This window comes from Paraconexibacter sp. (assembly GCF_059438195.1).
In genome coordinates, this window is record NZ_JBLKKY010000069.1 from 1 (window position 1) to 22,035 (window position 22,035).

The window sequence follows — 22,035 nt, forward strand, 5'->3', positions numbered from 1 at the left end:
GAGGTCGCGCGGCCGGTCGCGGGTCGGCACGACGACCGAGACCTCGGGCGCGCGGGCGCCGGTCATGCCGCGGCTCCGACGGCGACGAGGACGACGAGCGCCGCGGTGACGACGGCTCCGCCCGCGAGCCGGGCGCCGACGGCGCGCGGAAGCAGGGCGGCCCAGGCGACCGCGGTCGCCGCTGCGGCCGCCACCGTCGCCGCGATGCCCGCCTCGGCGCCGCCCGGCGACGCCGCGAGCGTCGCGATCGCGACGACCGCCCCGACGGCGACCCCCGCGCCCGCGGCCGATGTGGCGGCCCGCGGACGGATCGCGAGCGCCGCGGCCTGGATCCCGATCGACGACACGACGGCGAGAGGGACGAGCGCGAGCGCGATCCCGACGCCGCGCGCCGCCGGCCGGTACTCCTCGCCCACGACGGCGGGGACGAGATCGGGGGCGAGGGCGGCGCCCGCGACCGCGGCGGGCGCGCTCGCGACGAGAGCCCACGCCGCGAGACGTCGCAGCGCGGCGATCGCATGATCCGCGTCCGCGTCGCGGGCACGGTCGGCGAGCCCGGGGAGGACGACCGTGAAGGCCTGGAGCACGACGTACCCGCCGGCGAGCGCGAGCCCGACCGCGAGGGCCGCGTAGCCGGTCTGCGTCGTCGACGCCGCGAGCGCGACGGCGACGATCCCGCCGCGCTGCGCGACCTGGGTGAGCGTGCCGGCGGCCGCCTGCCACGCGCCGAAGCGCAGCGCATCGGGCGGGACGTCGGCACCTCGCGCCGCCCCGAGGAGCGCGGGACCGCAGGTGCGCCACGCCCAGGCGGCCGTCGCGACCGCGCCGGCGAGGACGCCGGCGAGCGCGCCATCGGTGCCCCACGCCGCGTGGAGCGCGAGGACGGACGCGACGGTGAGCGTGTTCTGCACCGCCCAGCGCGCGCTCCACGGCCCGACACGCCCGAGCCCGAGCGCGGCCTGGAGAGCGAGGGTCGCGGCGACGCTCGCGGCGAGCGCGCCGACGACGCACGCGGCGGCGAGCGCCGGGACCGGGCCGGCGACGACGAGGGCGGCGGCCGCGACGGACACGGCGACGAGCGCGGCGGCGCGCGTCGTCGCGTAGCGCTCCGTGATGGCGCGCGCGAGCGCGGCGCGCCCGGACACCTCGGCGGCCGGGACGAAGCGGCCCATCACCGTCGGACCCCCGAGCGTCAGCGCGAGCGTCCCGACCATGACGAGCGTGAGCGCGAGCGCGACGCGCCCGTAGCCCGCGGGCCCGAGGATCCGCGGCACGAGCAGCGCGAGCGCCGCGAGGGACGCCACCTCGGCGGCCTTGCCGGTCACGCTCGCGACGACCGCGGCCCGGAGCGGACCCGGCGCCGCGCCGGCGGGGAGCGCCCGGGCGCTCATCGGCACCTCACGGCGTACGCGTCCCAGCCCGGTGTCCGCGCGAGGAGGCGCGTGCTGCGAGCGGCGGCCACGCGGACGGCACGCACGCGGTCCCGTCGCAGGACGGCGACGCCCCGACCGCCGGGCCCGAGGTGCGGGCGGATCGCGACGAGCGGGACGTCGAGCTCCCACGCCGCACGGGTCGGGGCCTCGAGCGCGGTCTCGCGGCCCTCGACGAAGACCGTCCCGCAGCGGGCGAGCAGCGGCCGGTCGACCGCGGCGAGGACCGCGGCGAGCTCGCTCTGGACGGTCTCGCGGATCTCGAGGAGCCTCCAGTGCTCGGTCGCGATCGCCTCGGCGCGGCCGGCCGCGAACGGGACGGTCACCGCGAGGACCGCCACGGCCGCGGCCCGGGCGGCGACCGGGCCCGTCGTCGCCGTCAGGAGCGCCGCGAGGCCTCGCGCCACGCCGACCCCCGCGAGGACGCAGACGACGGCGGCCGCGGGAAGGAAGAAGCGCGGGTCGGCGGCGTAGTCGAGGGCGACGGCCATGCCCCAGACGCACCCCGCCCACACGACCGCCCCGGCCCCCAGGACGAGGAGCGGGAGGTCGCCGCCGCTGCGCCGACGCGACGCGGCGTGCGCGAGGAGCGCTCCGGCGAGGACCCACACGGGGAGGATCACCATGCCGAACGCGTCCTCGAGCGCGCTCGTGCCCGAGACCTCCTCCTGGCGCGCCCGGTCGGCCCCGGTCACGGCGCTCCCCGAGCCGAGGAGGTCACCGCCGAACCAGACGAGCGGCAGCGCGGCGAGCGCGGTGAGGCCGAGCCGCGGGTCGAGCCGGCGAGTGGCCGCGGTCCAGAGGACGTAGGCGGCGACGAGCGGCCACGCCTCCGGGCGGATGAGCCCGGCGCCGACGCCGAGCGCGAGCGCCTGCCCGGGGCGTCCGTCGAGGTGGCGGTGCACCGCCCCGAGCGCGAGTGCGACGCAGAGCGGCTCCGAGAGCCCCTGCGCGACGTAGCGCAGGAAGCGCGCGTCCTCCGCCGGTGTCAGGACGAGGGCCGTGACGGCCACGAGCGCGGCGACGACGGGGAGGGCGGGTGCCGTCGCATCGTCCCGCCGGGCGAGCCGCGCGGCGAGCGTCGCGGTGAGGACGATCGCGAGGAGCCCGGCCGCACGGGCGAGGAGGAGCCAGAGGTCCGGGGCGGCGTCGCCCGCGAGGCCGAGCGGCGTGGCGAGGAGGACGGTGAGCGGCTTGAAGGCGGGCCCGCCGCTGGTGTCGAGGTCGAGCGACGACGCCTCGCGACCCCACACGATCCACGCCCACGGGTCGTAGGCGGGGGCGAAGGGGACGACGAGGAGCGACAGCGCCGCGACGACGACGGCGCCGAGGCCCCAGGCGAGGGCGCGGCCGCCCGGGCCGCCGGTGCTCACGAGCGCTCGGGCAGCGGCTCCGACATCGCGGGCGTCCGCGGCGCGACGCGGTAGGGCTGCTCCTCGGGGCGCTGCTCCTCGTGGTACACGGTGTCCGCGTTCACCGACCACACGTCGTGGGCCGTCCCGTCGAGGAGGTTCTCCACGGCGTACATGGCGGTGAGCATCGAGTGGTCGCAGTTGTTGTACCTGTGCAGGCCGTTGCGGCCGATCTGCTCGACGCCCGAGAGGTCGTCGAGCCAGCCGCGGATCGTCCCGACGCGGCCAGCGTACTCGGCGTCGTAGATCGGGTAGGCCCGCGGGACGCGCACGACGTACCCGGTCCGCACGGCACCCGCGCCGACGAGCCCGAGCCGGTCGACCTCCTCCGTCGCGAGCCGGACGAGGTCCTCGTCGGAGGTCGTCCACAGGTCGTCGCCCTCGAAGCAGAAGTACTCGAGGCCGAGGCAGGCGGTCGACGGGTCCGGGACCATGTCCGGGCTCCACGAGCGGTAGTTCTGGATGCGGCCGACGCGGACGTCCGGCTCGTGCACGTAGATCCAGTTGTCCGGGAACGGGTCCTCGCCCTCGACGACGAGCGCGACCGTGAGGAAGTCGCGGTAGCGCAGGCCGGCTGCCGCCTCTCGGACCGCGGGCGGGGCCGCGGGGGAGGCCATCGCGACGATCTCGCGGAGCGGCAGGGACGAGACGACGGCGCCCGCCTGGACGTCCTCGTCGCCGACGCCGACCGTGACGATGCGGCCGTCCTCGACGTCGAGGCGGTCGACGCGCGCCCCGAGCCGGACCTCGCCGCCGCGGGCCTCGATCTCGGCCGCCATCGCCTCCCACATCTGGCCCGGGCCGAGCCGCGGGTAGTCGAAGGCGTCGATGAGGCTCTTCACGTCGCCCCGGCCGCCGGTGAGGGCGGCCTTCGCCGCGGTGAAGAACGAGAGGTTCTGGATCCGCTGGGCGGCCCACTCCGCGCGGATCTCGTCGGTCGGGACGCCCCACACCTTCTCGGTGTACGAGCGGAAGAAGAGCTCGAACAGCCGTCGGCCGAACCGGTTGCTCACCCACTCCTCGAACGTCTTCTCGTCGCCGCGCCGGCACAGGGTCGCGCGGGCGTAGGAGGCCATGCAGCGCGTGAGCTCGACGGGCCCGAGGCGCCGCACGACGTTGCCGGCGCGCAGGGGATAGTCGAGGAACCGGCCGTTCCAGTAGATGCGCGAGAGCCGGGGGCGGCGGAGGAAATCGTCCCCGAGGAGCTCTCGCCAGAGCGACGAGACCTCCTCGCTCTTGGTGAAGAAGCGATGGCCGCCGAGGTCGAAGCGGTAGCCGTCGCGGACCTCGGTGCGGGCGAGGCCGCCGACGCGGTCGCCGGCTTCGAGGACGAGCGGGTCCGCGCCGCGGCGCGCGAGGACGAGGGCCGCCGTGAGGCCGGCGGGGCCCGCGCCGAGCACGACGGGGCGGCCGGCGAGCGCGGCGGGATGGACGGGATCGTCGAGCGGGGTGAGGGTCATGTGTGGGTGCGCGGGACCCGCTGGCGGAAGCGGACGTCGGGATTCGGGCAACCTCATTAGGGTTCCCGAACGGTGCGCACTGTAGAGAACGTCCGCCCCGCGCGCAGCGCGGCGTCCGAGAGGCCCGAGCCGACGCTCGCGGTCGTCGTCCCGGCGACCGACGCGGCGCCGACGCTCGGGCGCTGCCTCGCGGCCCTCCACGCCGCGGGGGCCGGGGAGGACGACGTCGTCGTCGTGCGCGAGCCGGCCGGGCTCGGGCCCGCGGCCGCCCGCAACGCCGGCCGGGCCGCGGCGGCGGCCGACGTCCTCGTCTTCGTCGACGCCGACGTCGTGGTCGCCCCGGACGCCCTCACCCGCATCCGCGCCGCGTTCGCCGCCGACCCCGGACTCGACGCGGTCCTCGGCTCGTACTGCGACCGGCCCGACGCGCCGGGCGTCGTGTCGCGTTTCCGGAACCTCCTCCATCACCACGTCCACCACGGGGCGGCGGGGGAGGTGACGACCTTCTGGTCGGGTCTCGGCGCGGTCCGCTCGGAGGCGTTCGACGCCGTCGGGGGCTTCGACGCCGACCGCTACGCGGCCGCGTCGATCGAGGACGTCGAGCTCGGCCTGCGCCTCAGCGCCGATGGGCGCCGGATCGTGCTCGATCCGGCCATCCGGGGGACGCATCTCAAGCGGTGGACGCTCGCGAGCATGATCCGCACCGACTTCTCGCGCCGGGCCGTCCCGTGGCTGGGGCTCCTGCTCGAGCGGCGCGAGGGTGCGGCCGCCCTCAACGCGAGCGCCGCGCACCGGGCGAGCGCGGTCGCGAGCCTCGCCCTCGCCTCGGGGCTCGCCGTCCGCCGGCCGCGACGCGTCGCCGCCGCGCTCACGGTCCTCGTGGCGCTCAACCGGCGCTTCTACGCGCTCCTCGCCCGTCGCGAGGGCCCGGCCGTCGCGTTCGCCGGCGTCGCGCTGCACGCCGTCCACCACCCCACGTCGATCGCCGCGCTGCCGGTCGCGCTCGTCCTCCACCGACGCCGATGACCGCTCCCGTCCGCCTCGGCCTCGTGGGCTGCGGCCGCCTCGCCGCCGAGGGCTACGTGCCCGCCGCCGCCGCGACCCCCGCGGCCGTCGTCGCAGCGGTCGCCGACCGCGATCCGCGACGGCGCGCCGAGGTCGCCGCAGCGGCGGGGGACGTGCCCGCCCACGCCGACGCGGCGGCGCTCCTCGACGCCGGCGGGGTCGACGCCGTCGTCCTCGCGACCCCGGCCGCGGCGCATCTCACCGACGCGCGCCTGGCGGCCGACGCGGGGCTGCCCGCCCTCGTCGAGAAGCCGCCCGCTCCCGACCTCGCCGGCGCGCTCGCGCTCGCGGCGCTCGACCCGGCGCCGCGCATCGCCTTCAACCGCCGCTTCGACCCCGCCGTCGCGGAGCTCCGCGAGCTCGCCTCGGGGGCGGGCGCCCTCGACGTCGATCTCGAGCTGCGCTACCGACGGGCGAGCTGGGGCGCGCACGTCGCCCGCGACGAGGTCCTCCTCGACCTCGGCCCGCATCTCGTCGACCTCGCGACGTGGATGACCGGCGCGCCGGCCCGGCGCCTGCGGGTCGTCGCGCGCAGCGAGGACCGCGCCGAGCTCGTCCTGGGCGGGGACCGCGGCCGCGTGCGGATCGCCTGCGCCGCCGACCGCCCCTACCTCGAGCGCTTCACCGTCCGCCGGGACGGTCGCGTCCTCGGGGACGTGCGCCGCGGCGGGCTCGCGCGTGGCGTCCGCGACCGCCTCCGCCCGCCGGCGGCCCACCCGCTCGTCGACGGGCTGCGGCGCGAGCTCGAGGCCTTCGCCCGCCACGTCCGCGGCGACGACGCCGGCGCGACGCCGCTCGCGACCGCGCAGGAGGGGGCCGTCGTGATGGCGGTCCTCGACGCGGCGCGCGGGCCGGAGGCCGCCTCCGGCGCCTGGGTCGCCCTCGACCCCCTTCCCACACCGCACCGCCAAGGAGCCTGAATGCTCGCCGTCCTGCAGTTCGACTCCGCGAGCGTCTCGGTGCTCGACCGGATGCTCGCCGCCGGTGACCTCCCGACGTTCGCGGCGCTGCGCGAGCGCGGCCGGCACGTCGAGCTCGACACGCCGGCGAACCACTTCGCCGCCGGCGCGTTCCACACGCTCTACAGCGGCGTCGAGCTCGGCGAGCACGGGCTCTTCTACCCGTTCCAGTGGATCGCCGAGGAGCAGCGCGCGCGCTACATGACGGCGATCCCCGCGCCGCGGCCGGTGTGGGAGGACCTCGCGGCGCGCGGGCGGCGGACCCTCGCGATCGACCCCTACGAGAGCCGCCCGCCGCGCGGACCGGTGCCAGGGGCGCTCGTCTCGGGCTGGCAGCTGCGCGACCGCGTCGTCCTGCGCCCGTGGTCCTCGCCGCCCGGCCTGCGCGACCGGCTCATCCGCCTCTACGGGACGCCGCCGGCGACGGAGGAGGTCTTCGGCCGCCCGCGCCTCGCGACCCTCATGCGCCTCCGCCGCGAGCTCATCGCCGCGCCGGGCCGCGTCGCCGACGCCGCCGAGACGCTGCTCGGCGAGGAGGACTTCGACCTCGTCTGGCTCACGTTCAGCGCCGCGCACATCGCCGGCCACCAGTTCTGGGACCTCTCGCAGCTCGGCGACGTCGACGACGACGCGGCCGCGGTCGTCGAGCGGACGCTCCCGGAGGTGTACCGCGCCGTCGACCAGGCCTTCGCGCGTGTCCTGCGGCTGCTCCCGGACGACGCCGACGTCATCGTCACCTCGCCGGTCGGCATGGAGGACAACACCTCGCGCGCCGATCTGCTCCCGGAGATGCTCGCCGCGATCCTCGGCGAGCGCGACCCGTCCGACGGCGCCGCGGACGAGGACGAGGCGGCCGGGGCGATCTGGCGGCTGCGCGCGGCGATCCCGCCGGAGCTGCGCGGCAAGGTGGCGAGCGCGCTCCCCGACCGCGTCGCGCTCGACCTCACCTCCCGCCTCGAGCTGCGCGGCATGGACTGGTCCCGCACGCGCGCGTTCGCGCAGCCGGCCGACAACCAGGGCTACGTCCGCCTCAACCTCCGCGGTCGCGAGCGCGACGGGATCGTCGACCCGACCGAGGCCGACGACCTCCTCGCCGAGATCGCGCTCGGCCTCATGACCTTCCGGGACCCCGACGGGTCGCCGTCGGTCGCGGGCGTCGACCTCACCGACGAGCACTACCCGGACACGCCGGCGCGCCGGCGGCTGCCGGACCTCGTCGTCCGCTGGGCGCCGCGCGCGGCGAACGACGTCGGCGCCGTGCGCTCCGACCTCTTCGGCGAGGTCCGTCGCCAGGGCGCCGCGAGCGGCCGGTCCGGCAACCACACCGAGGGCGACGCGTGGGCGGTCGTCGTCCCCGGGGCGAGCCGCCTCGGGGAGCCGTCCCGCCCGCCGCGCCTCACGGACGTCGCCGCGACGGCGGCGTCGCTGCTCGGCGGCGACCCGGAGAGCATGGCCGGTGAGCCCCTGCTCACCCGCCCCTGACCGCCGAACCGGATTCCTGCGGTGCCATGGCACCGCAGGAATCCGGTTCGGCGCGGTGGGGCGGCTCAGATGCCGGCGGCCTTCCGGGCGCTCGCGTGGGCCGCGTCCTCGAGGGCGTCGTCGAGCGGGGCGAGCGCGACGCCGAGCGCCTGCTCGACGAGCCAGTCGGCGAACCAGGCGTTCTTCGGCAGGAGGGGACCGTGGAGATAGGTCCCGATGACGAGGCCGTCGCGGACGCCCTCGTACCCGCTCTCGCCGGTGTTCCCGTGGCCGCGCAGGACCCGGCCGAGCGGGGCGACGCCCTCTCCGAGGTGCGTCCGGCCGCCGTGGTTCTCGAAGCCGGCGAGGACGCGATGGCCCCCGGCGCCGGGGAGGTCGACCTCGATCGCGACGTTGCCGATGAGGCGCGGGCCCTCGTGGCGGACGGTGTGGAGGTCGACGAGGCCGACGCCCGGGACGACGTCGTCGCCGAGCTCGTAGCTGCGCCCGAGGAGCTGGAAGCCGCCGCACACCGCGAGGACCGCCCCGCCGCGCTCGACGTGCGCGTGGACGGCCTCGCGCTTCGCGGTCGCGAGGTCCTCGGCGACGAGCTGCTGGTCGCGATCCTGGCCGCCGCCGAGGTAGAGGAGGTCGTGGGCCTCCGGGTCGATCGCGTCGCCGATCCCCGCCCGCGTGAGCTCGAACGGGATGCCGCGCCAGGCGGAGCGCCGCTCGAGGAGCAGGATGTTCCCGCGGTCGGCGTAGATGCTCATGAGGTCCGGGTAGAGCGCGCAGACCCGGAGGGGGCGGGCGTCAGCCACGGAGCATCACCACCGTCGAGGACACGTACTCCTCGGTCTGCGGGACGGTGCGCGACGGCTCCGCGGTGAAGCCCGCGCGGGCCGCCTCCGCGGCGAGCCCCTCGGCGGAGAGGCGGTGGAGCTCGACGGTGTTGCCGGTCGCGGTCCGCCGGCCCGCGACGTCGACGACCTCGCGGATGCGGTCGATCGCGAGCCGGTCGCCGAGATCGCGCACGGCGACGGGGCGGCTCGCGTAGACGACCCCGTCGAGCTCGCGGATGTCGGGGAGCGGCGGCTCGGTGTGCTCGTCGTCGAACCCCTCGAGCGCGTCGGCGATCGCGACGGCGAGGAGGCCGCCGGGCGCGAGGACCTCGCGCGTGCTGCGCAGGAAGCCCGCGCGGGCCGCGGCGCCGTCGAGGAGCTGGAGGCTCTGCATCGGGACGATGACGAGCGCGAACCGCGCGCCCGCGATCGAGAAGTCCGCGGCGTCGGCGCAGACCGTCGTCACGTCGAGGCCGCGTGCCCGGGCGCGCTCGTCGAGGGCGCGCAGGAGCGCGGGCTCGACGTCGAGCGCGGTCACCTGCATGCCCCGCGCCGCGAGGTCGAGCGCGACCCGGCCGGTGCCGGCGCCGACGTCGAGGACCGGGCCGCGCCCGGCGCCGGCGAGCTCGCGCCAGAGCGGGAGGTCGGTCGGGTAGTCCCCGCACTCGATGTCGTGCCAGACGACCGCGAGCGCGTCGCCGCCGAGCGCCTCACCCGCCGGCGTCATCCGAAGCTGCTCCCGGCGACGCCGCGCTCGACGAGCTCCTCGCGGAGCGCGAGCATCGCGGTGTAGGTCGGCAGGGCGAAGAGGCGGCCCTCGCCGCCGGAGAGCGCGTCGTCGAGCCCCTCGCCGAGGGCGGGGACGACCGCGAGCCGGTCCGCCGGAACGCCCGCGTACTTGAGGCGCAGCGCCATCTCGGGTGCGCGCGTCCCCGCGCACGTCGCGCGCCGCACCCGCGGCGCGAGCAGCTCGAAGTCGGCGTCCCACACCCAGCTCACGTCGTGGCCGTCGGCGGTGTGGTCGTTGAGGATCGCGAGGAGGTCGTGCTCCCCGTCCTCGAGCGCGAGGGTCCGCAGGACCTCGTTCGCGCCCGCCGGGTTCTTGACGAGCATGAGCGTCACGTCGCGGCCGGCGACCCGCACGGTCTCCGCGCGGCCGAACGCGGCGCCGACCGCCTCGAGACCGGCGGCGATCGTCGCGTCGTCGACCCCGAGCGCGCGCGCGAGCGCCGCGGCGCCGAGCGCGTTGTAGACGTTGTAGAGGCCGGGGAGCGGCAGCTCGACGGTCCGCTCGCCCTCGGGCGTGACGAGGGTGAACCGGGCGCCGCGCACGCCGAGGAGGACGACGTCGCGCGCGGCGACGTCGGGGGACGGCCGGTGCGCGTCGCACCGCGGGCAGCGGTAGTGGCCCATGTGCCCGAGGAAGACGGCCTCGTAGACGTACGGGGCGCCGCAGCGCCGGCAGTGCGTCGAGTCCGACGCGTGCTGGAGGCCCTCGAGCGCGAGCGAGCGGTCCTCGACGCCGAAGGTGACGACCGTCGAGCGGTCGCGCTCGCGGGCGAGGTCGGCGACGAGCGGATCGTCGGCGTTGACGACGAGCGTCGTCTCCGGTGTCCGGGCGACGAGCACCGCCCAGCGGTCGGCGATCGTCTCGAGCTCGCCGTAGCGGTCGAGCTGGTCGCGGAAGAGGTTCGCGAGGAGGAGGGCGCGCGGTCGGAGCTTGGGGACGAGGCCGTCGAGCCAGAACTCGTCGACCTCGAAGAGGCCGGTGTCGCCCGCGATCCCGCCCCCTCGCCGGGCGGCGGTCATGAGCGTCGAGGCGATGCCGCCCTCCATGTTCGCGCCGGCCCGGTTGTGAACGAGGGTCGCGCCGTCGCGCTCGAGGATCGAGGCGACCATCGCCGCGGTCGTCGTCTTCCCGTTCGTCGCCGAGATGACGGCGTTCCCCCGCGAGAGCCGCCCCGCGAGCCGGCCGACGACGTCCGGCTCGAGACGGAGGAGGACCTTGCCGGGGAGGCTCGTCCCGCCGCGACCCGCGCGGCGGGAGAGGGCGCCCGCCGCGCGCGCCGCCGCGATCTTCGCCCCGAGGATCGCCTCGCTCACGGCGTGCCGTCCGGCAGGAGGACGTTGAGCGCGCGCGGGACGGCCCGCACGACGACCGGCAGCTCGCCGATCGGATCCCCGTCGGCGTACACCGTGAACGGCCGGTCGGCGCTGATGCGGACCTCGGCGCCGCGGACCACGTCGACGGCGGGATCGTCGACGTGCCGGCCGCGAAAGACCTTCGGGAGGGTCCGCACGAAGTGCAGGCGGCTCGTGTCCGCCGTCGTGACGATGTCGAGCACGCCGTCGCGCAGGCTCGCGTCGGGGGCGAGGTACATGCCGCCCCCGTAGGCCTTCGCGTTCGCCGCGGCGACGTTCCAGCCCGAGAACGTGCGCCGGGAGCCGTCCACCTCGATCGTGAACGACGCCCGCTTCCACGTCGCGAGCGCGCGGAGGGCGCCGTAGGCGTAGACGAGCGTCCCGAGCCGCGAGGGGGCGGCGTTCGCGATCCGGTTCGCGTCGGAGTCGAAGCCGCAGGAGGCGATCCCGATGAACGTCCGGCCGTCGACCTCGCCGACGTCCACGTGGTGCGGGACGCCGCTCGCCACGACCTCGCACGCGTCGACCGGATCGAGGGGGATGCCGACCGATCGGCAGAAGTCGTTCCCGCGCCCGCCCGGCACGACGGCCATGAGCGCGTCCTCGCGGCCGCGCAGCGCCCCGGCCATCGCGCCCACGAGCCCGTCCCCGCTGAGGGCGACGGCGACCTCCCCGGCGTCCGCCGCCGCTGCGGCGAGTGCGGCGCCGTGAGCGAGATCCTCGGTCCTCTCCACCCGCAGCTCGACCCCGAGCGAGCGCAGCCGCCGCTCGACGCGCGGGAGCATCCTCAGGGCGCGGCCGCCGCCGGAGGAGGGGTTGACGATGAGGGCGGCGCGACGAGGCACGGCGCTGGATGGTGACGGCTCGCGAGCCCGGACGGCGTCCTGGGGCGGCCGCTCACCCGTCCGACGGGCCGAGGACGAGATCCGCGAGCGACGCGGCGACGGCCACGGGGGCTGGATCCGCGGCGGCGGCCGCGGCGGCGTCCGTGACGCCCGTGAGCACGAGCGCGCCGTCGAGCCCCGTCGCCGCCGCCCCGGCGAGATCGCTGTCGATCCGGTCGCCGACGACGAGCGCCCGACCCGGGCCGAGCCGCTCGAGGGCGGTCCGGAAGACGTGGGGGTCCGGCTTGCCGGCGAGGACCGCCTCGGTCCCGGACGCCCACTCGAGCGCGGCGACGACCGCGCCCGAGCCGGGCCACGCGCCGTCGGGCATCGGGAACGTGCGGTCGCGGCCGCCGGCGAGCAGCGCCGCGCCGCCGAGGAGCGCCCGCGTCGCCTCGCGCAGCTCGGCGTAGTCGAACCGCGGGTGGGCGCAGGCGACGACGACGTCGGCGCGCTCGGCGAGCTCGGTTCCGTTGACGATCCGCTTCCCGGCGTCGGAGACGTGGTCCCAGATCGGCTCGGGGCCGACGACCACGGCGGTCCGCCAACCGGGCGTCTCGGCGAGCCGGTGCTGGATCGCGGCGCCGACCGTGACGACCTCGTGGATCGAGGCCCGCATGCCCATCGCCCAGAGGTCGCGGACGACGTCCTCGGGGGCGAGCGCCGAGTCGTTGGTCACGAACGCGACGCCCTTGCCCGCGGCGCGCAGCGCCTCGACGGCCTCGACCGCCCGCGGGGTCGGCGCGCGGCCCACCCGGACGCACCCGTCGAGGTCGAGGAGGACGTGGTCGTAGCCCCGGAGGAGGTCGGCGAGCGGCACGCGGCGGGACAGTATCGTCCCGCGCATGTCCCGCCTGCTCGCGCTGCTCCTCATCCTGCCCGCCCTCGCGCTCGCCTCGTGCGGCGACGACGACGACGGCGACGGGGGCGCGTCCACGACGCCGGCGGAGGAGACGGCGACCGCCGAGGAGGGGGCCGGGGGCACCGAGGCGACGACCGCTCTCCCCGAGGGCTGCACGCCCGTCGAGGCGCCCGAGCCGAAGCCGGAGCCGGACCTCGCGGCGCCCGACGCCGAGCTCGACGCCTCGCAGAAGCACGTCGTCACCTTCACGACGAACTGCGGGGCGTTCGAGGTGACGCTCGACGTCGAGGGCTCACCGAAGACGGCGTCGTCGGTCGCCGCCCTCGTCGAGCGCGGCTTCTACGACGACCTCATCTTCCATCGTGTCGTGCCCGGCTTCGTCATCCAGGCCGGCGACCCCCTCGGGATCGGCCAGGGCGGGCCCGGCTACAGCGTCACCGAGACGCCGCGGAGCACGGCCGAGTACACGAAGGGCACGGTCGCGATGGCGAAGACGGAGATCGAGGACCCGGGGACGTCGGGGAGTCAGTTCTTCGTCGTCACCGGCGAGGACTCCGGCCTGCCCCCGGACTACGCGGTCCTCGGCGAGGTGACCGAGGGCCTGGACGTCGTCGAGCGGATCGGCTCGGTCCCCGTCGGCCCCGGCGACGTGCCGCTCGAGCCGGTCGTCATCGAAGAGGCGGCCCTCGAGAGCCGGTAGGACGGGCGAGGGGGCGGCCCGGAGACCGCCCCCTCGGCGCTGCGGCGGGAGGGCCCGAGGTGGACCCGACTCCCGCGGGCGTCTCGCGTCGCTCCTACGACGACGCGAGGAACGGCGTGATCGCCTCGAGCACCGCGTCCTTGTCCGACGCCTTGTCGAAGGCGCGGGGCGCCGGCGGCTCGCCGCCCTGGAGGCGGACGAGCGCGGCGTGGCGCGCCTCGACCTGGACGATCGTCCCCGCGGCCGTCAGGACCTGCGGGTTCTCGATGAGCATCGGGGCGGCGCCGTTGTAGGCGCTCACGCCCGTGTCCTCGAACGTGATCGCGAGGTCGAGGAACGACTTCTCGCTCGCGTACGCGTCGCCGAAGTCGACCTCCGGCGCCTCGGCCGGCGTGCCGCCGAGGTCGTTGATCGTCTGCGTGAGCGCGTCGACGTGGGCCGACTCGTTCTGCTGCAGCTCCACTGCGAGGTCGCGGACCTCGCCCGAGAGGCCGGAGACCTCGTCGAGCGCGCGCTCGTAGTACGTCGCCTCGAGGTACTCGAGCGTGAGCGCGAAGTTGAGGACGTCGAGCACCTGCTGCTCGCCGCCTCCCTGCGCGAGCGCCTGCCGGGTGAACGCGGTCATCCCGCCGAGCCCTGCGACGGCGGTCGCCGCCAGCGCGCTGCGGGTGAGGAACGCCGCGCGGGTGTGGCCCTGCACCTCGACGTCGGCGAGCGCCGGGATCGCGAGGCGGCTGTCGGTGTTCGGTGTGGTCGTCATGGACGGATCTCCTTGCGGTCGGCGGTGACGGGTCACGAGGCGAGGAACGGCTCGATGAGCTTCGTCACGGTCTCCATGTCGAGCGGCGCCGCGAACGGGCCGTCCGGGATCGAGCCGAGGTGCTCCTCGTCGTTCGTGAACCCCGCGTCGATGAGCGCGTTGAGCGCCGCCGCGTGCCGGCCCTCGACGGAGTGGATCGAGAGAGCGGCCGCGAGGACCTCGGGGCTCTCGATGTTCGGGGCCTGACCGAGGTAGGCGCCGGCGCCGATGTTCTCGACCATCGCTGCGGTCCGCAGGATCTCGTCGCGACCGCCCTCGAGCACGCTCGTGAAGTCGGTCTGCGGCGCCTCGACCGGCGTGCCGCCGAGGTCCTGGATCGTCGCGGTGATGGTGTCGACGTGCTGCTGCTCGGTCTCGCCGAACTTCTTGGCGAGATCGGCGACCTGCTTGTCGGTGATGACGCCCGCGTCGAGGACCTGCCGGTAGAACTCGGCCTCGAGGAACTCGAGCGTGAGGGCGTAGTTGAGGATCTCGAGATCTCCCGAGCCTCCGGACGGCTGCGTCGTCGTCTGGGTGTCCTGGGCGCCCGCCGCGACGTCGTCCTCGTCGTCGTCCCCGCAGGCGGCGAGGAACGTCCCGAGCGCGGCGACGGCGCCGCCGGAGCCGACCGTGCGCAGGAAGCGCTTGCGGGAGCTGTGGTCGTCGCGTCTCTCGGCGGCGGGGGCGCCTTCGCTGCGCGTCTCGGTCCGCCTGCGTGGCCTCGTCGGGCCGTCCGGCGTCGTCATCGGGGAAACCTCCCGTCTCGTTGGCACTGCCCATTCGCTGGGTCAGCGCGAGAGACGGCAAACACCCACTCGGGTATCCGGCGTGCCGCCGCTCAGGTCTCCTGGGGCGCCGGCCGCTCGGCTCGGCCGGGAGCGCCGGCCGCTCAGTCGCCGAACAGCGAGGCCTGCTCGGGCTCGGGCTCCGGGGGGTCGAGGCAGTCGGGAGCGTCGTGCCGCGCGTCGTTCACCGCGAAGCCGACCTCGCGCGCGGCCGTCAGCGCCGCCGGCAGCGGACGCAGGATCTCGTGGAGCGCGCGCTCGTCGGTCGCGGGGGAGAGCCACGCCTCCTCGGCATCGCGCTCGAGGATGACCGGCATGCGGGGGTGGATCGAGGCGATCGCCTCGTTGGCCGCCGTCGTGATGGTGGCCACGCTGCGCAGGACGACGTCGCCGGGGCCGTGCCACACCGCCCAGACGCCCGCGAAGGCGAACGGCGCACCGTCGCTGCGGGTGACGTGGAAGGGCTGCTTGCGCCTGCCCTCCCGCGGCTGCCACTCGTAGAAGCCGTCCGCGACGACGAGGCAGCGCCGCCGCCGGAACGCGTCGCGGAACGCCGGCTTCTCGGCGACCGTCTCGGCACGCGCGTTGATCGTCCGGTAGCCGATCCGGGGGTCGTCGGCCCAGTGGGGGACGAGTCCCCAGCGCAGCGTGTCGCCGCGCGGCGCACCCTCGCGGTCGGTCGTCACGGCGAGGACGTCGTCCTGCGGCGCGATGTTCCAGCGCCGCACGACGGGGACCTCCTCGGCGATCGCGAACCGCTCGCGGACCTCCGCGGGGTTCGGGCCCGCGAGCGAGTAGCGCCCGCACACGGCCGGCGCCGGGTCAGCGCCCGGCGGCCGACGCCCTCTCGGCGAGCGCCTTGTTGCGCCGTCGTCGGCCGAGGAGCGTGAGGACGGTGAGCGCGACGACGACGATGACGAGGCCGAGGAGCACCGCCCCGCCGTTCGAGATGCCGCCGAACGGGAGGATGAGGAGCTTCGCGAGGCCGAAGCCGATGGCCATCATCGCGATGACGATGAGCAGGATGAGCAGGATGCCGCGGACCCGCGCGAGCCGGCCGGCGGACGAGGGCGGCGCGAGGATCCCCGCGATGCGCAGGAGGAAGAGCTGGCGGCCGGACGGCGGCGCCTGGCCGAGCTTCTCGACCGCGGCCTTGAGCTGGTCGGGACGGCGCTCGGCGAGCGCGATGGACGCGTCGGCCATGCGCCGCAGCTGCATCCGCTCCTGCGGCCGGGCCGCGGCGACCGCGCGGCGGAAGTACTCGCGCGTCGCCTCGGCGTCGTATCGCTCCGAGGCGCGGGCGCCGAGGATCGCGAGCGCCGCGGCCTTGTACTTCTGCTCGCGCTCGAGCTCCTCGTCGCTCCGGTGCTCCATCGCCTGCATCGCCGCGAGTGCCGACTTCTGCTCGATGCGGACCTGCCGCTGCTTCGCCATGAGGAGAAATCTAGCGTCCGGGTACGGTGCGCCCCATGCCGATCCGTCTCGTCGCCCTGCTCGTCCCCGTCGTGCTCGCGCTCGGCACGCTCGCGGGCCCGGTCGCACCCGCGCTCGCGCAGGGCGATCCGTTCTCCTCGCCGCAGCCTCTCGTCACCCCCGAGCGGCCGAACGCGGAGCGGGCGCCGGTCGCGCCCGGCGCGGTCGAGGAGGAGGACGACGACCTCGAGGCGTGGCAGGAGCTGCTCATCTTCTTCGGCGGCGTCGCCGTCCTCGGCGGCATCGCGGCCGCGATCGTCATCGACGCCCGACGGCGGCGTCCCGCGGCGGAGGACGAGCTGAAGGCGCAGCGCACGGCGGGCACCGAGGGCCACGACCCCGAGCACCGGCGGGCGGAGAACCGCAAGCGCCGGGCGAAGGCCAAGCAGGCGCGCGCCTCGCGGAAGCGCAACCGGCAGAAGCGGTGAGCGGTCGGCCCGCCCGCGACCGCTGCCGAGCGCAAATGTTGCCGTCCTCAACGAACTGTGGGATCCTCGTGCGGTGAGCCACCCCGATCGCGACGCCCCGCCCGCCGATCCGGAGGCGACGGGCGACGTCGACATCCGTCGCGTCACGGCGCTGTTCCGGCCCTACCGGCGCCGGCTCAGCGTCCTCCTCGCGCTCATCGGCGTGAGCGCGGGGCTCGGCATGATCACGCCGTTCCTCCTGCGCGAGGTCATCGACGTCGCGATCCCGCGATCGGACACGACCCTCCTCACGTGGCTCGTCGCCGGCATGATCGGCGTCGCGATCGTGACCGGCGTCCTCGGCGTCGCGCAGACCTGGCTCTCGAACATCGTCGGGCAGTCGGTCATGCACGACCTGCGCTCGTCGGTCTACCGGCACCTCCAGCGGCTCTCGCTCGCGTTCTTCACGCGCACGCGCACCGGCGAGGTCCAGTCGCGCATCGCCGGCGACATCGGCGGCGTGCAGAACGTCGTGACGAACACGGCGACGTCGATCGTCTCGAACGTGACGACGGTCCTCGCGGTGACGGTCGCGATGATCCTCCTCGACTGGCGCCTCGCCGCGTTCAGCTTCGCGCTCCTCCCGCTCTTCGTCTGGCTCACGCGGCGCGTCGGCCAGGAGCGCAAGCGGATCACGTCGATCCGCCAGGGGCGCATGGCGGACATGAACGCGCTCGTCGAGGAGTCGCTCAGCGTGAGCGGCATCCTCCTCGGCAAGACGATGGGCCGCGGCCCCGAGCTCGCGCAGCGCTTCGAGCGCGAGTCCTCCGAGCTCGCCGACCTCGAGGTGCGGGCGCGGATGGCGGGGCGGTGGCGGATGGCCTCCGTCCAGATGAGCTTCGCGATCCTCCCGGCGCTCGTGTACTGGTTCGCGGGCTCCGCGCTCGCCTCGGGGTCGGACACGATCACGATCGGGACGCTCGTCGCGTTCACGCAGCTGCAGACGCGGCTCTTCTTCCCGATCCAGTCGCTCCTGAGCGTGAGCGTCGACGTGCAGGCCTCGCTCGCGCTCTTCCACCGCATCTTCGAGTACCTCGACCTCCGGGTCGACATCGCGGAGCGCGAGGACCCGGTCGAGCTCGGCGCGCCGGGCCGGCCCGTCGAGGGCAGGGTCGCCTTCGAGGACGTCCGCTTCTCCTACGCCGACGACGAGCGCCCCACGATCGACGGCGTGAGCCTCCAGGTCCCGCCGGGCGCGACGCTCGCGCTCGTCGGCGAGACCGGCTCGGGGAAGACGACGCTCGCGTACCTCGTCGCCCGCCTCTACGACGTCACCGGCGGGCGCGTGACGATCGACGGCGTCGACGTCCGCGACCTCAGCTTCGCGTCGCTCGCGCGGACGGTCGGCATCGTCTCGCAGGAGACCTACCTCTTCCACGCGTCCATCGCCGCGAACCTCCGCTTCGCGAAGCCCGACGCGACCGACGAGGAGCTCGTCGCCGCGGCGAAGGCGGCGCACGTCCACGAGCTCATCTCGTCGCTGCCCGACGGCTACGAGACCGTCGTCGGCGAACGCGGCTACCGGTTCTCCGGCGGCGAGAAGCAGCGGATCGCGATCGCCCGCACGGTGCTGCGCAACCCGCCGGTCCTCGTGCTCGACGAGGCGACGAGCGCGCTCGACACCGAGACCGAGCGGCTCGTCCAGGCGGCCCTCGACCGGCTCGCCGAGGGGCGCACGACGATCGCGATCGCGCACCGGCTCTCGACGATCCTCGACGCCGACCAGATCGCGGTCCTCGAGCGCGGCCGGCTCATCGAGTCGGGGACCCACGACGAGCTGCTCTCGGCCGCCGGTCGCTACGCGCAGCTCGCGGCGCGGGCCGGCATCGCCGACGCCGCGGCCGTCCGCGCTGCGACGATGCCCGCATGAGCGCCCCTCCGGCCCGCCTCGTCGAGCTCGAGGTCCACGACGACCCGGCGGCGTGGGAGCGCATCGGCTTCGCCGTCGGTGACGGCGGCGTCTGCGAGGTCGGGGGAACGACGGTGCGGCTCCGCGGGCGGGACGGGGGAGAGGGCATCGCGTCCTGGACCCTCGCGGCCGACCACGCGCTGCCGCCGACCCTGGACGGCCTCCCCACCCACACCGCCGAACCGGATTCCTGCGGCGCCATGGCGCCCCAGGAATCCGGTTCGGCGGCTGAGGAGGGGCATCGCAACGGGGCGACGCACCTCGATCACGTCGTCGTCATGACGCCCGACCTCGAGCGGACGCTCGGCGCGCTCGGCGACGCCGGGCTCGACCTCCGGCGCACGCGGGAGGCGGGGAACGGGATCCGCCAGGGCTTCTACCGGCTCGGCGAGGTCATCCTCGAGGTCGTGGGCGACGTCGAGCCCGCCGGTCCGGCGCGCTTCTGGGGGCTCGTCGCGGTCGTCCCCGACGTCGACGCGCTCGCCGACGAGCTCGGCGAGGAGGTCGTCGGCTCGCCCAAGGACGCGGTCCAGGCCGGGCGCCGGATCGTCACCGTGCGGCGGGAGGCCGGGCTGTCGGTGCCGTTCGCCTTCCTCACGCCGCACCCGCCGCGCGCCTGAGGGTCGCGAGTCGGTCTCAGCTTCGTCTCGCGCCGTTGCGCCGCGGCCGCCGCTCGTGGGACGGTCGTCGCGACCCCGACCACGAGAGGAGGAGCCGTGGGCTTCTTCAAGGACCTCCGGAAGGTGAAGCAGCAGGCCGACGCGCTCACCCCCGACGAGTACAAGGGCATGCGCGGCTCGATGCGCATGGCGAAGGACGGGATGGCGCAGGCGAGCGCGGCGCTCGGCGGCATGGCCGAGTACCAGCAGAAGGTGACGCACCTCAACGCGAACGGGCGGCCCGGGACCGCGACCGTCACCGCCCTGCGGCAGACCGGCACCTTCGTCAACGAGAACCCCGAGTGCGAGATCGACCTCGAGGTGATCGTCGGCGACGGGGCGCCGTACGCGGCGACCGTCCGGCAGGTCCTCGCCGTGGTCGCGATCCCCGGCTTCCAGCCCGGGGCCCAGGTGCCCGTGAAGGTGGATCCCGAGGACCCGCAGTCGCTCATCATCGCCTGAGGGCGGTCGGACCGCTGCCCGCGCGGCCGCGGAACACGGGCTGCACGGCGCGTCGCGAGGCGCCGTGCAGCTCCTCCTCCTGCAATCGATCCTGCAAGGACGGGGTTTCGGCGGTGCTAGCTTGCCGCCGCGCAGCGCCCCCGGGCGCTTCCCCGTATGCCTGTCCTCGCTCCCCTCAGCGTCCCTCGCGCGACCCGGCTCCGGCGCGCCGCCGCGATCGCCGCGTGTCTCGTCGCGGTGCCGGCGACCGTCGCGCCGCCGGCGCACGCGGCGCCCCTCGAGCGCGGCGACCGCGGGGCCGAGGTCCGCAAGCTGCAGCGCATGCTCGGCATCGGCGTCGACGGCGTCTTCGGGCCGGGCACGGAGCGCAAGGTGACGCGGTTCCAGCGCCGCCACGACATCGCCGCCGACGGCGTCGTCGGCGCCGGGACCTGGCGCATGCTCCGCCGCGTCCGCGACAAGCGCCGGGCGAGAGCGAGCAGCTCGGGCGGCGGCCTCTCCTCGTCGAAGCGCCACGCGACGAAGATCCTCCAGCGGCGCCTCGGGACGGGCGCCGACGGCGTCTTCGGCCCGGGCACGCTGCGCGCGGTCAAGCGCTTCCAGCGGCGCAGGGGTCTCACGGCGGACGGCGTCGTCGGCCCCGCGACGTGGTCGGCCCTCGGGATCAGCCCGCGGCGGCCCGTGCTGAAGCGCCGCCGGGGTGGCTCCGGCGGCGGGGGCGGCGGACGGCCCGCGGCCGTCGAGCGCGCGATCGCGGCCGCGAACCGCATCGCCCGCAAGCCCTACCGGTGGGGCGGCGGGCACGGCAGCTTCCGCGACTCCGCCTACGACTGCTCGGGCAGCATCTCGTACGTGCTGCACGCCGCGGGGCGCCTCGGCCGCCCGCGCGACTCCTCGGGCTTCATGTCCTACGGCGAGCCCGGCAAGGGCCGGTGGATCACGATCTACGCGCACGGTGGCCATGCCTTCATGGTCATCGACGGGCGGCGCTACGACACGACGGGCCGCTGGCGGACCGGCTCCCGGTGGCAGCCGGACATGCGCTCCACCGCGGGCTACTCCGTGCGGCACCCGCGGGGCCTGTAGACGCGCGGGCGGTACGGTCGGCGTCGCATGACCGAGCGGTCCGACCTCGACGAGCCCGTCCGCGTCGTCCTCGCCGACGACCACCGCGTCGTGCGGGAGGGGCTGCGGACCTTCCTCGCGGCGATCGGCGGCTTCGACGTCGTCGGAGAGGCCGCGGAGGGCGGCGAGTGCGTGGCGCTCGTCGAGCGGCTCGCGGCCGAGGACGCGACGCCGCACGTCATCCTCATGGACATCGTCATGGAGCCGGTCGACGGCATCGAGGCGACGCGGCGCGTCAAGGCGGCCCAGCCCGGCGTCGAGGTCGTCGCGCTCACGTCGTTCATCGACGAGGGACGCATCGTCGCCGCGCTCGAGGCGGGGGCGATCGGCTTCCTCCTCAAGGACGCCTCGCCGGACGAGGTGGCCGACGCCGTCCGCGCCGCCCGCGCGAGCGAGGTGCGCATCGACTCGTCGATGGCGCAGGTGCTCGTCGAGAAGCTCGTCGCACCGCCCGCCGCCGATCCGCTCGGCGATCTCACCGAGCGCGAGCGGGAGGTCCTCGCCCTCGTCGCACGAGGCCGTGCGAACAAGGAGATCGCGGCCGAGCTGGCGATCAGCGAGCGCACGGCGCGGACCCACGTGAGCAACATCCTCGCGAAGCTCGGGCTCCACTCGCGGACCCAGGCGGCGCTCTATGCGGTCCGAGCCGGTCTCGCCGAAGGCTGAGCCGGCCCGGGGCGGCCGCGCGCCCGACACCCCCGTCGAGCGCGCGGGCTGGATCCTCGCCGCCGTCCACGGCGTCGTCCTCGTCGCCACCGGGGAGGCCCCCGCGTGGACGGCCGCCCTCGCCGGCGTCCTCGGGCTGCTCGTGGCCGCGCCCGCCATGTCCTCCGCGCGGCTCCCGGCCGAGCTCCGCGCCGCCGCGGCGGTCACCGTCGCGATCGCGATGACCCTCGCCGCGGGGGCCGACTCGGCGGCGTGGACCTGGGCGGCGCTCGGCGCGGCGATCGCCGGACTGCACCTCGCGACATCCGTCGCGCGCATCGCGATCCCCGGGGCGGGGACGCTCGTCGCCGCCGCGCTGCTCGTCGACGGCGCGGGGGCGCTCCTCGCCGTCCCGGCGGGGGTCGTCATCGCGGGCGCCGGGGTCCTCGCGAGGGGCCCCGGCGGCGCCGCACCGCAGCGCGCGCCGAGCCGCG

The 22,035-nt window shown here is 75.9% G+C and carries 22 protein-coding genes and 1 pseudogene; 11 read left to right on the forward strand and 12 right to left on the reverse strand.

From position 1 onward, the window contains the following. Positions 1-62 precede the first annotated feature (62 nt). From ACME2J_RS18430 to ACME2J_RS18440, 3 genes are read right to left on the reverse strand one after another with little or no spacing between them, the layout of a single operon-like run. The gene (locus ACME2J_RS18430) at positions 63-1,391 is read right to left on the reverse strand and encodes an oligosaccharide flippase family protein (protein WP_495546406.1); all 1,329 of its coding nucleotides are present in this window, start codon (positions 1,389-1,391) and stop codon (positions 63-65) included. Beyond that, positions 1,388-2,803, reverse strand: coding sequence for a hypothetical protein (locus ACME2J_RS18435; protein ID WP_495546407.1), 1,416 nt, complete (start codon positions 2,801-2,803; stop codon positions 1,388-1,390). The genes ACME2J_RS18430 and ACME2J_RS18435 overlap by 4 nt, the downstream gene beginning before the upstream one ends. Beyond that, positions 2,800-4,302 carry an NAD(P)/FAD-dependent oxidoreductase gene (locus ACME2J_RS18440; RefSeq protein ID WP_495546408.1) on the reverse strand — a complete coding sequence of 501 codons (1,503 nt, stop codon included), beginning with the start codon at positions 4,300-4,302 and terminating at the stop codon, positions 2,800-2,802. The genes ACME2J_RS18435 and ACME2J_RS18440 overlap by 4 nt, the downstream gene beginning before the upstream one ends. Before the next feature lie 72 nt (positions 4,303-4,374). Between ACME2J_RS18440 and ACME2J_RS18445 the strand changes: the two genes are divergently transcribed. Genes ACME2J_RS18445 through ACME2J_RS18455 form a run of 3 tightly spaced genes read left to right on the forward strand, consistent with a single transcriptional unit; the run spans position 4,375 to position 7,808 of the window. Then, on the forward strand, positions 4,375-5,328 hold the full coding sequence (locus tag ACME2J_RS18445) for a glycosyltransferase family 2 protein (RefSeq protein ID WP_495546409.1): 954 nt from the start codon (positions 4,375-4,377) through the stop codon (positions 5,326-5,328). After that, complete coding sequence (locus ACME2J_RS18450) at positions 5,325-6,287, forward strand: Gfo/Idh/MocA family oxidoreductase (protein ID WP_495546410.1); 963 nt, start codon at positions 5,325-5,327, stop codon at positions 6,285-6,287. The genes ACME2J_RS18445 and ACME2J_RS18450 overlap by 4 nt, the downstream gene beginning before the upstream one ends. After that, positions 6,288-7,808, forward strand: a complete 1,521-nt coding sequence (locus ACME2J_RS18455) for a hypothetical protein (protein WP_495546411.1) — start codon at positions 6,288-6,290, stop codon at positions 7,806-7,808. Between the two features lie 65 nt (positions 7,809-7,873). Here the strand turns inward: ACME2J_RS18455 and ACME2J_RS18460 are convergent, their stop codons facing one another. The 5 genes from ACME2J_RS18460 to ACME2J_RS18480 are packed head-to-tail and all read right to left on the reverse strand — an operon-like array spanning position 7,874 to position 12,475. Then, on the reverse strand, positions 7,874-8,608 hold the full coding sequence (locus tag ACME2J_RS18460; RefSeq protein WP_495546412.1) for a type 1 glutamine amidotransferase: 735 nt from the start codon (positions 8,606-8,608) through the stop codon (positions 7,874-7,876). Beyond that, complete coding sequence (locus tag ACME2J_RS18465) at positions 8,601-9,356, reverse strand: class I SAM-dependent methyltransferase (RefSeq protein WP_495546413.1); 756 nt, start codon at positions 9,354-9,356, stop codon at positions 8,601-8,603. Before ACME2J_RS18465 ends, ACME2J_RS18460 begins: the two co-directional genes overlap by 8 nt. Further along, positions 9,353-10,732: a MurT ligase domain-containing protein gene (locus ACME2J_RS18470; RefSeq protein ID WP_495546414.1), complete on the reverse strand. Its 1,380-nt coding sequence runs from the start codon at positions 10,730-10,732 to the stop codon at positions 9,353-9,355. Before ACME2J_RS18470 ends, ACME2J_RS18465 begins: the two co-directional genes overlap by 4 nt. Beyond that, positions 10,729-11,616 carry a diacylglycerol/lipid kinase family protein gene (locus ACME2J_RS18475; protein WP_495546415.1) on the reverse strand — a complete coding sequence of 296 codons (888 nt, stop codon included), beginning with the start codon at positions 11,614-11,616 and terminating at the stop codon, positions 10,729-10,731. Before ACME2J_RS18475 ends, ACME2J_RS18470 begins: the two co-directional genes overlap by 4 nt. Before the next feature lie 52 nt (positions 11,617-11,668). Beyond that, positions 11,669-12,475, reverse strand: a complete 807-nt coding sequence (locus ACME2J_RS18480) for an HAD-IIA family hydrolase (RefSeq protein WP_495546416.1) — start codon at positions 12,473-12,475, stop codon at positions 11,669-11,671. Positions 12,476-12,500: 25 nt separating this feature from the next. Here ACME2J_RS18480 and ACME2J_RS18485 point away from each other — a divergent pair, with 25 nt between their 5' ends. Continuing rightward, the gene (locus tag ACME2J_RS18485) at positions 12,501-13,217 is read left to right on the forward strand and encodes a peptidylprolyl isomerase (RefSeq protein ID WP_495546417.1); all 717 of its coding nucleotides are present in this window, start codon (positions 12,501-12,503) and stop codon (positions 13,215-13,217) included. 94 nt (positions 13,218-13,311) lie between these two features. Here the strand turns inward: ACME2J_RS18485 and ACME2J_RS18490 are convergent, their stop codons facing one another. The 4 genes from ACME2J_RS18490 to ACME2J_RS18505 all read right to left on the reverse strand — a co-directional run bounded on the left by ACME2J_RS18490 (position 13,312) and on the right by ACME2J_RS18505 (position 16,235). Beyond that, positions 13,312-13,977, reverse strand: coding sequence for a ferritin-like domain-containing protein (locus tag ACME2J_RS18490; protein WP_495546418.1), 666 nt, complete (start codon positions 13,975-13,977; stop codon positions 13,312-13,314). 32 nt (positions 13,978-14,009) lie between these two features. Next, a complete protein-coding gene (locus ACME2J_RS18495) occupies positions 14,010-14,762 on the reverse strand; it encodes a ferritin-like domain-containing protein (RefSeq protein ID WP_495546419.1) in 753 nt (250 codons plus the stop codon). Positions 14,763-14,905: 143 nt separating this feature from the next. After that, entirely contained in the window at positions 14,906-15,610 is a 705-nt protein-coding gene (locus ACME2J_RS18500; RefSeq protein ID WP_495546420.1) for an SOS response-associated peptidase, read from the reverse strand. A gap of 13 nt (positions 15,611-15,623) precedes the next feature. After that, entirely contained in the window at positions 15,624-16,235 is a 612-nt protein-coding gene (locus ACME2J_RS18505) for a hypothetical protein (protein WP_495546421.1), read from the reverse strand. 35 nt (positions 16,236-16,270) lie between these two features. Between ACME2J_RS18505 and ACME2J_RS18510 the strand changes: the two genes are divergently transcribed. From ACME2J_RS18510 to ACME2J_RS18540, 7 genes and pseudogenes are all read left to right on the forward strand, one after another. Continuing rightward, the gene (locus ACME2J_RS18510; protein WP_495546422.1) at positions 16,271-16,702 is read left to right on the forward strand and encodes a hypothetical protein; all 432 of its coding nucleotides are present in this window, start codon (positions 16,271-16,273) and stop codon (positions 16,700-16,702) included. A gap of 73 nt (positions 16,703-16,775) precedes the next feature. Further along, positions 16,776-18,611, forward strand: coding sequence for an ABC transporter ATP-binding protein (locus tag ACME2J_RS18515; RefSeq protein ID WP_495546423.1), 1,836 nt, complete (start codon positions 16,776-16,778; stop codon positions 18,609-18,611). After that, a complete protein-coding gene (locus ACME2J_RS18520; RefSeq protein WP_495546424.1) occupies positions 18,608-19,270 on the forward strand; it encodes a VOC family protein in 663 nt (220 codons plus the stop codon). Before ACME2J_RS18515 ends, ACME2J_RS18520 begins: the two co-directional genes overlap by 4 nt. A 96-nt stretch (positions 19,271-19,366) precedes the next feature. Continuing rightward, the gene (locus tag ACME2J_RS18525) at positions 19,367-19,771 is read left to right on the forward strand and encodes a DUF3592 domain-containing protein (protein WP_495546425.1); all 405 of its coding nucleotides are present in this window, start codon (positions 19,367-19,369) and stop codon (positions 19,769-19,771) included. 156 nt (positions 19,772-19,927) lie between these two features. Next, positions 19,928-20,857, forward strand: coding sequence for a peptidoglycan-binding domain-containing protein (locus ACME2J_RS18530; RefSeq protein ID WP_495546426.1), 930 nt, complete (start codon positions 19,928-19,930; stop codon positions 20,855-20,857). A gap of 27 nt (positions 20,858-20,884) precedes the next feature. Continuing rightward, a complete protein-coding gene (locus ACME2J_RS18535) occupies positions 20,885-21,562 on the forward strand; it encodes a response regulator (protein ID WP_495546427.1) in 678 nt (225 codons plus the stop codon). Further along, positions 21,531-22,035: pseudogene (locus ACME2J_RS18540) on the forward strand (hypothetical protein); the annotation flags it as partial. The gene ACME2J_RS18535 and the pseudogene ACME2J_RS18540, both read left to right, overlap by 32 nt.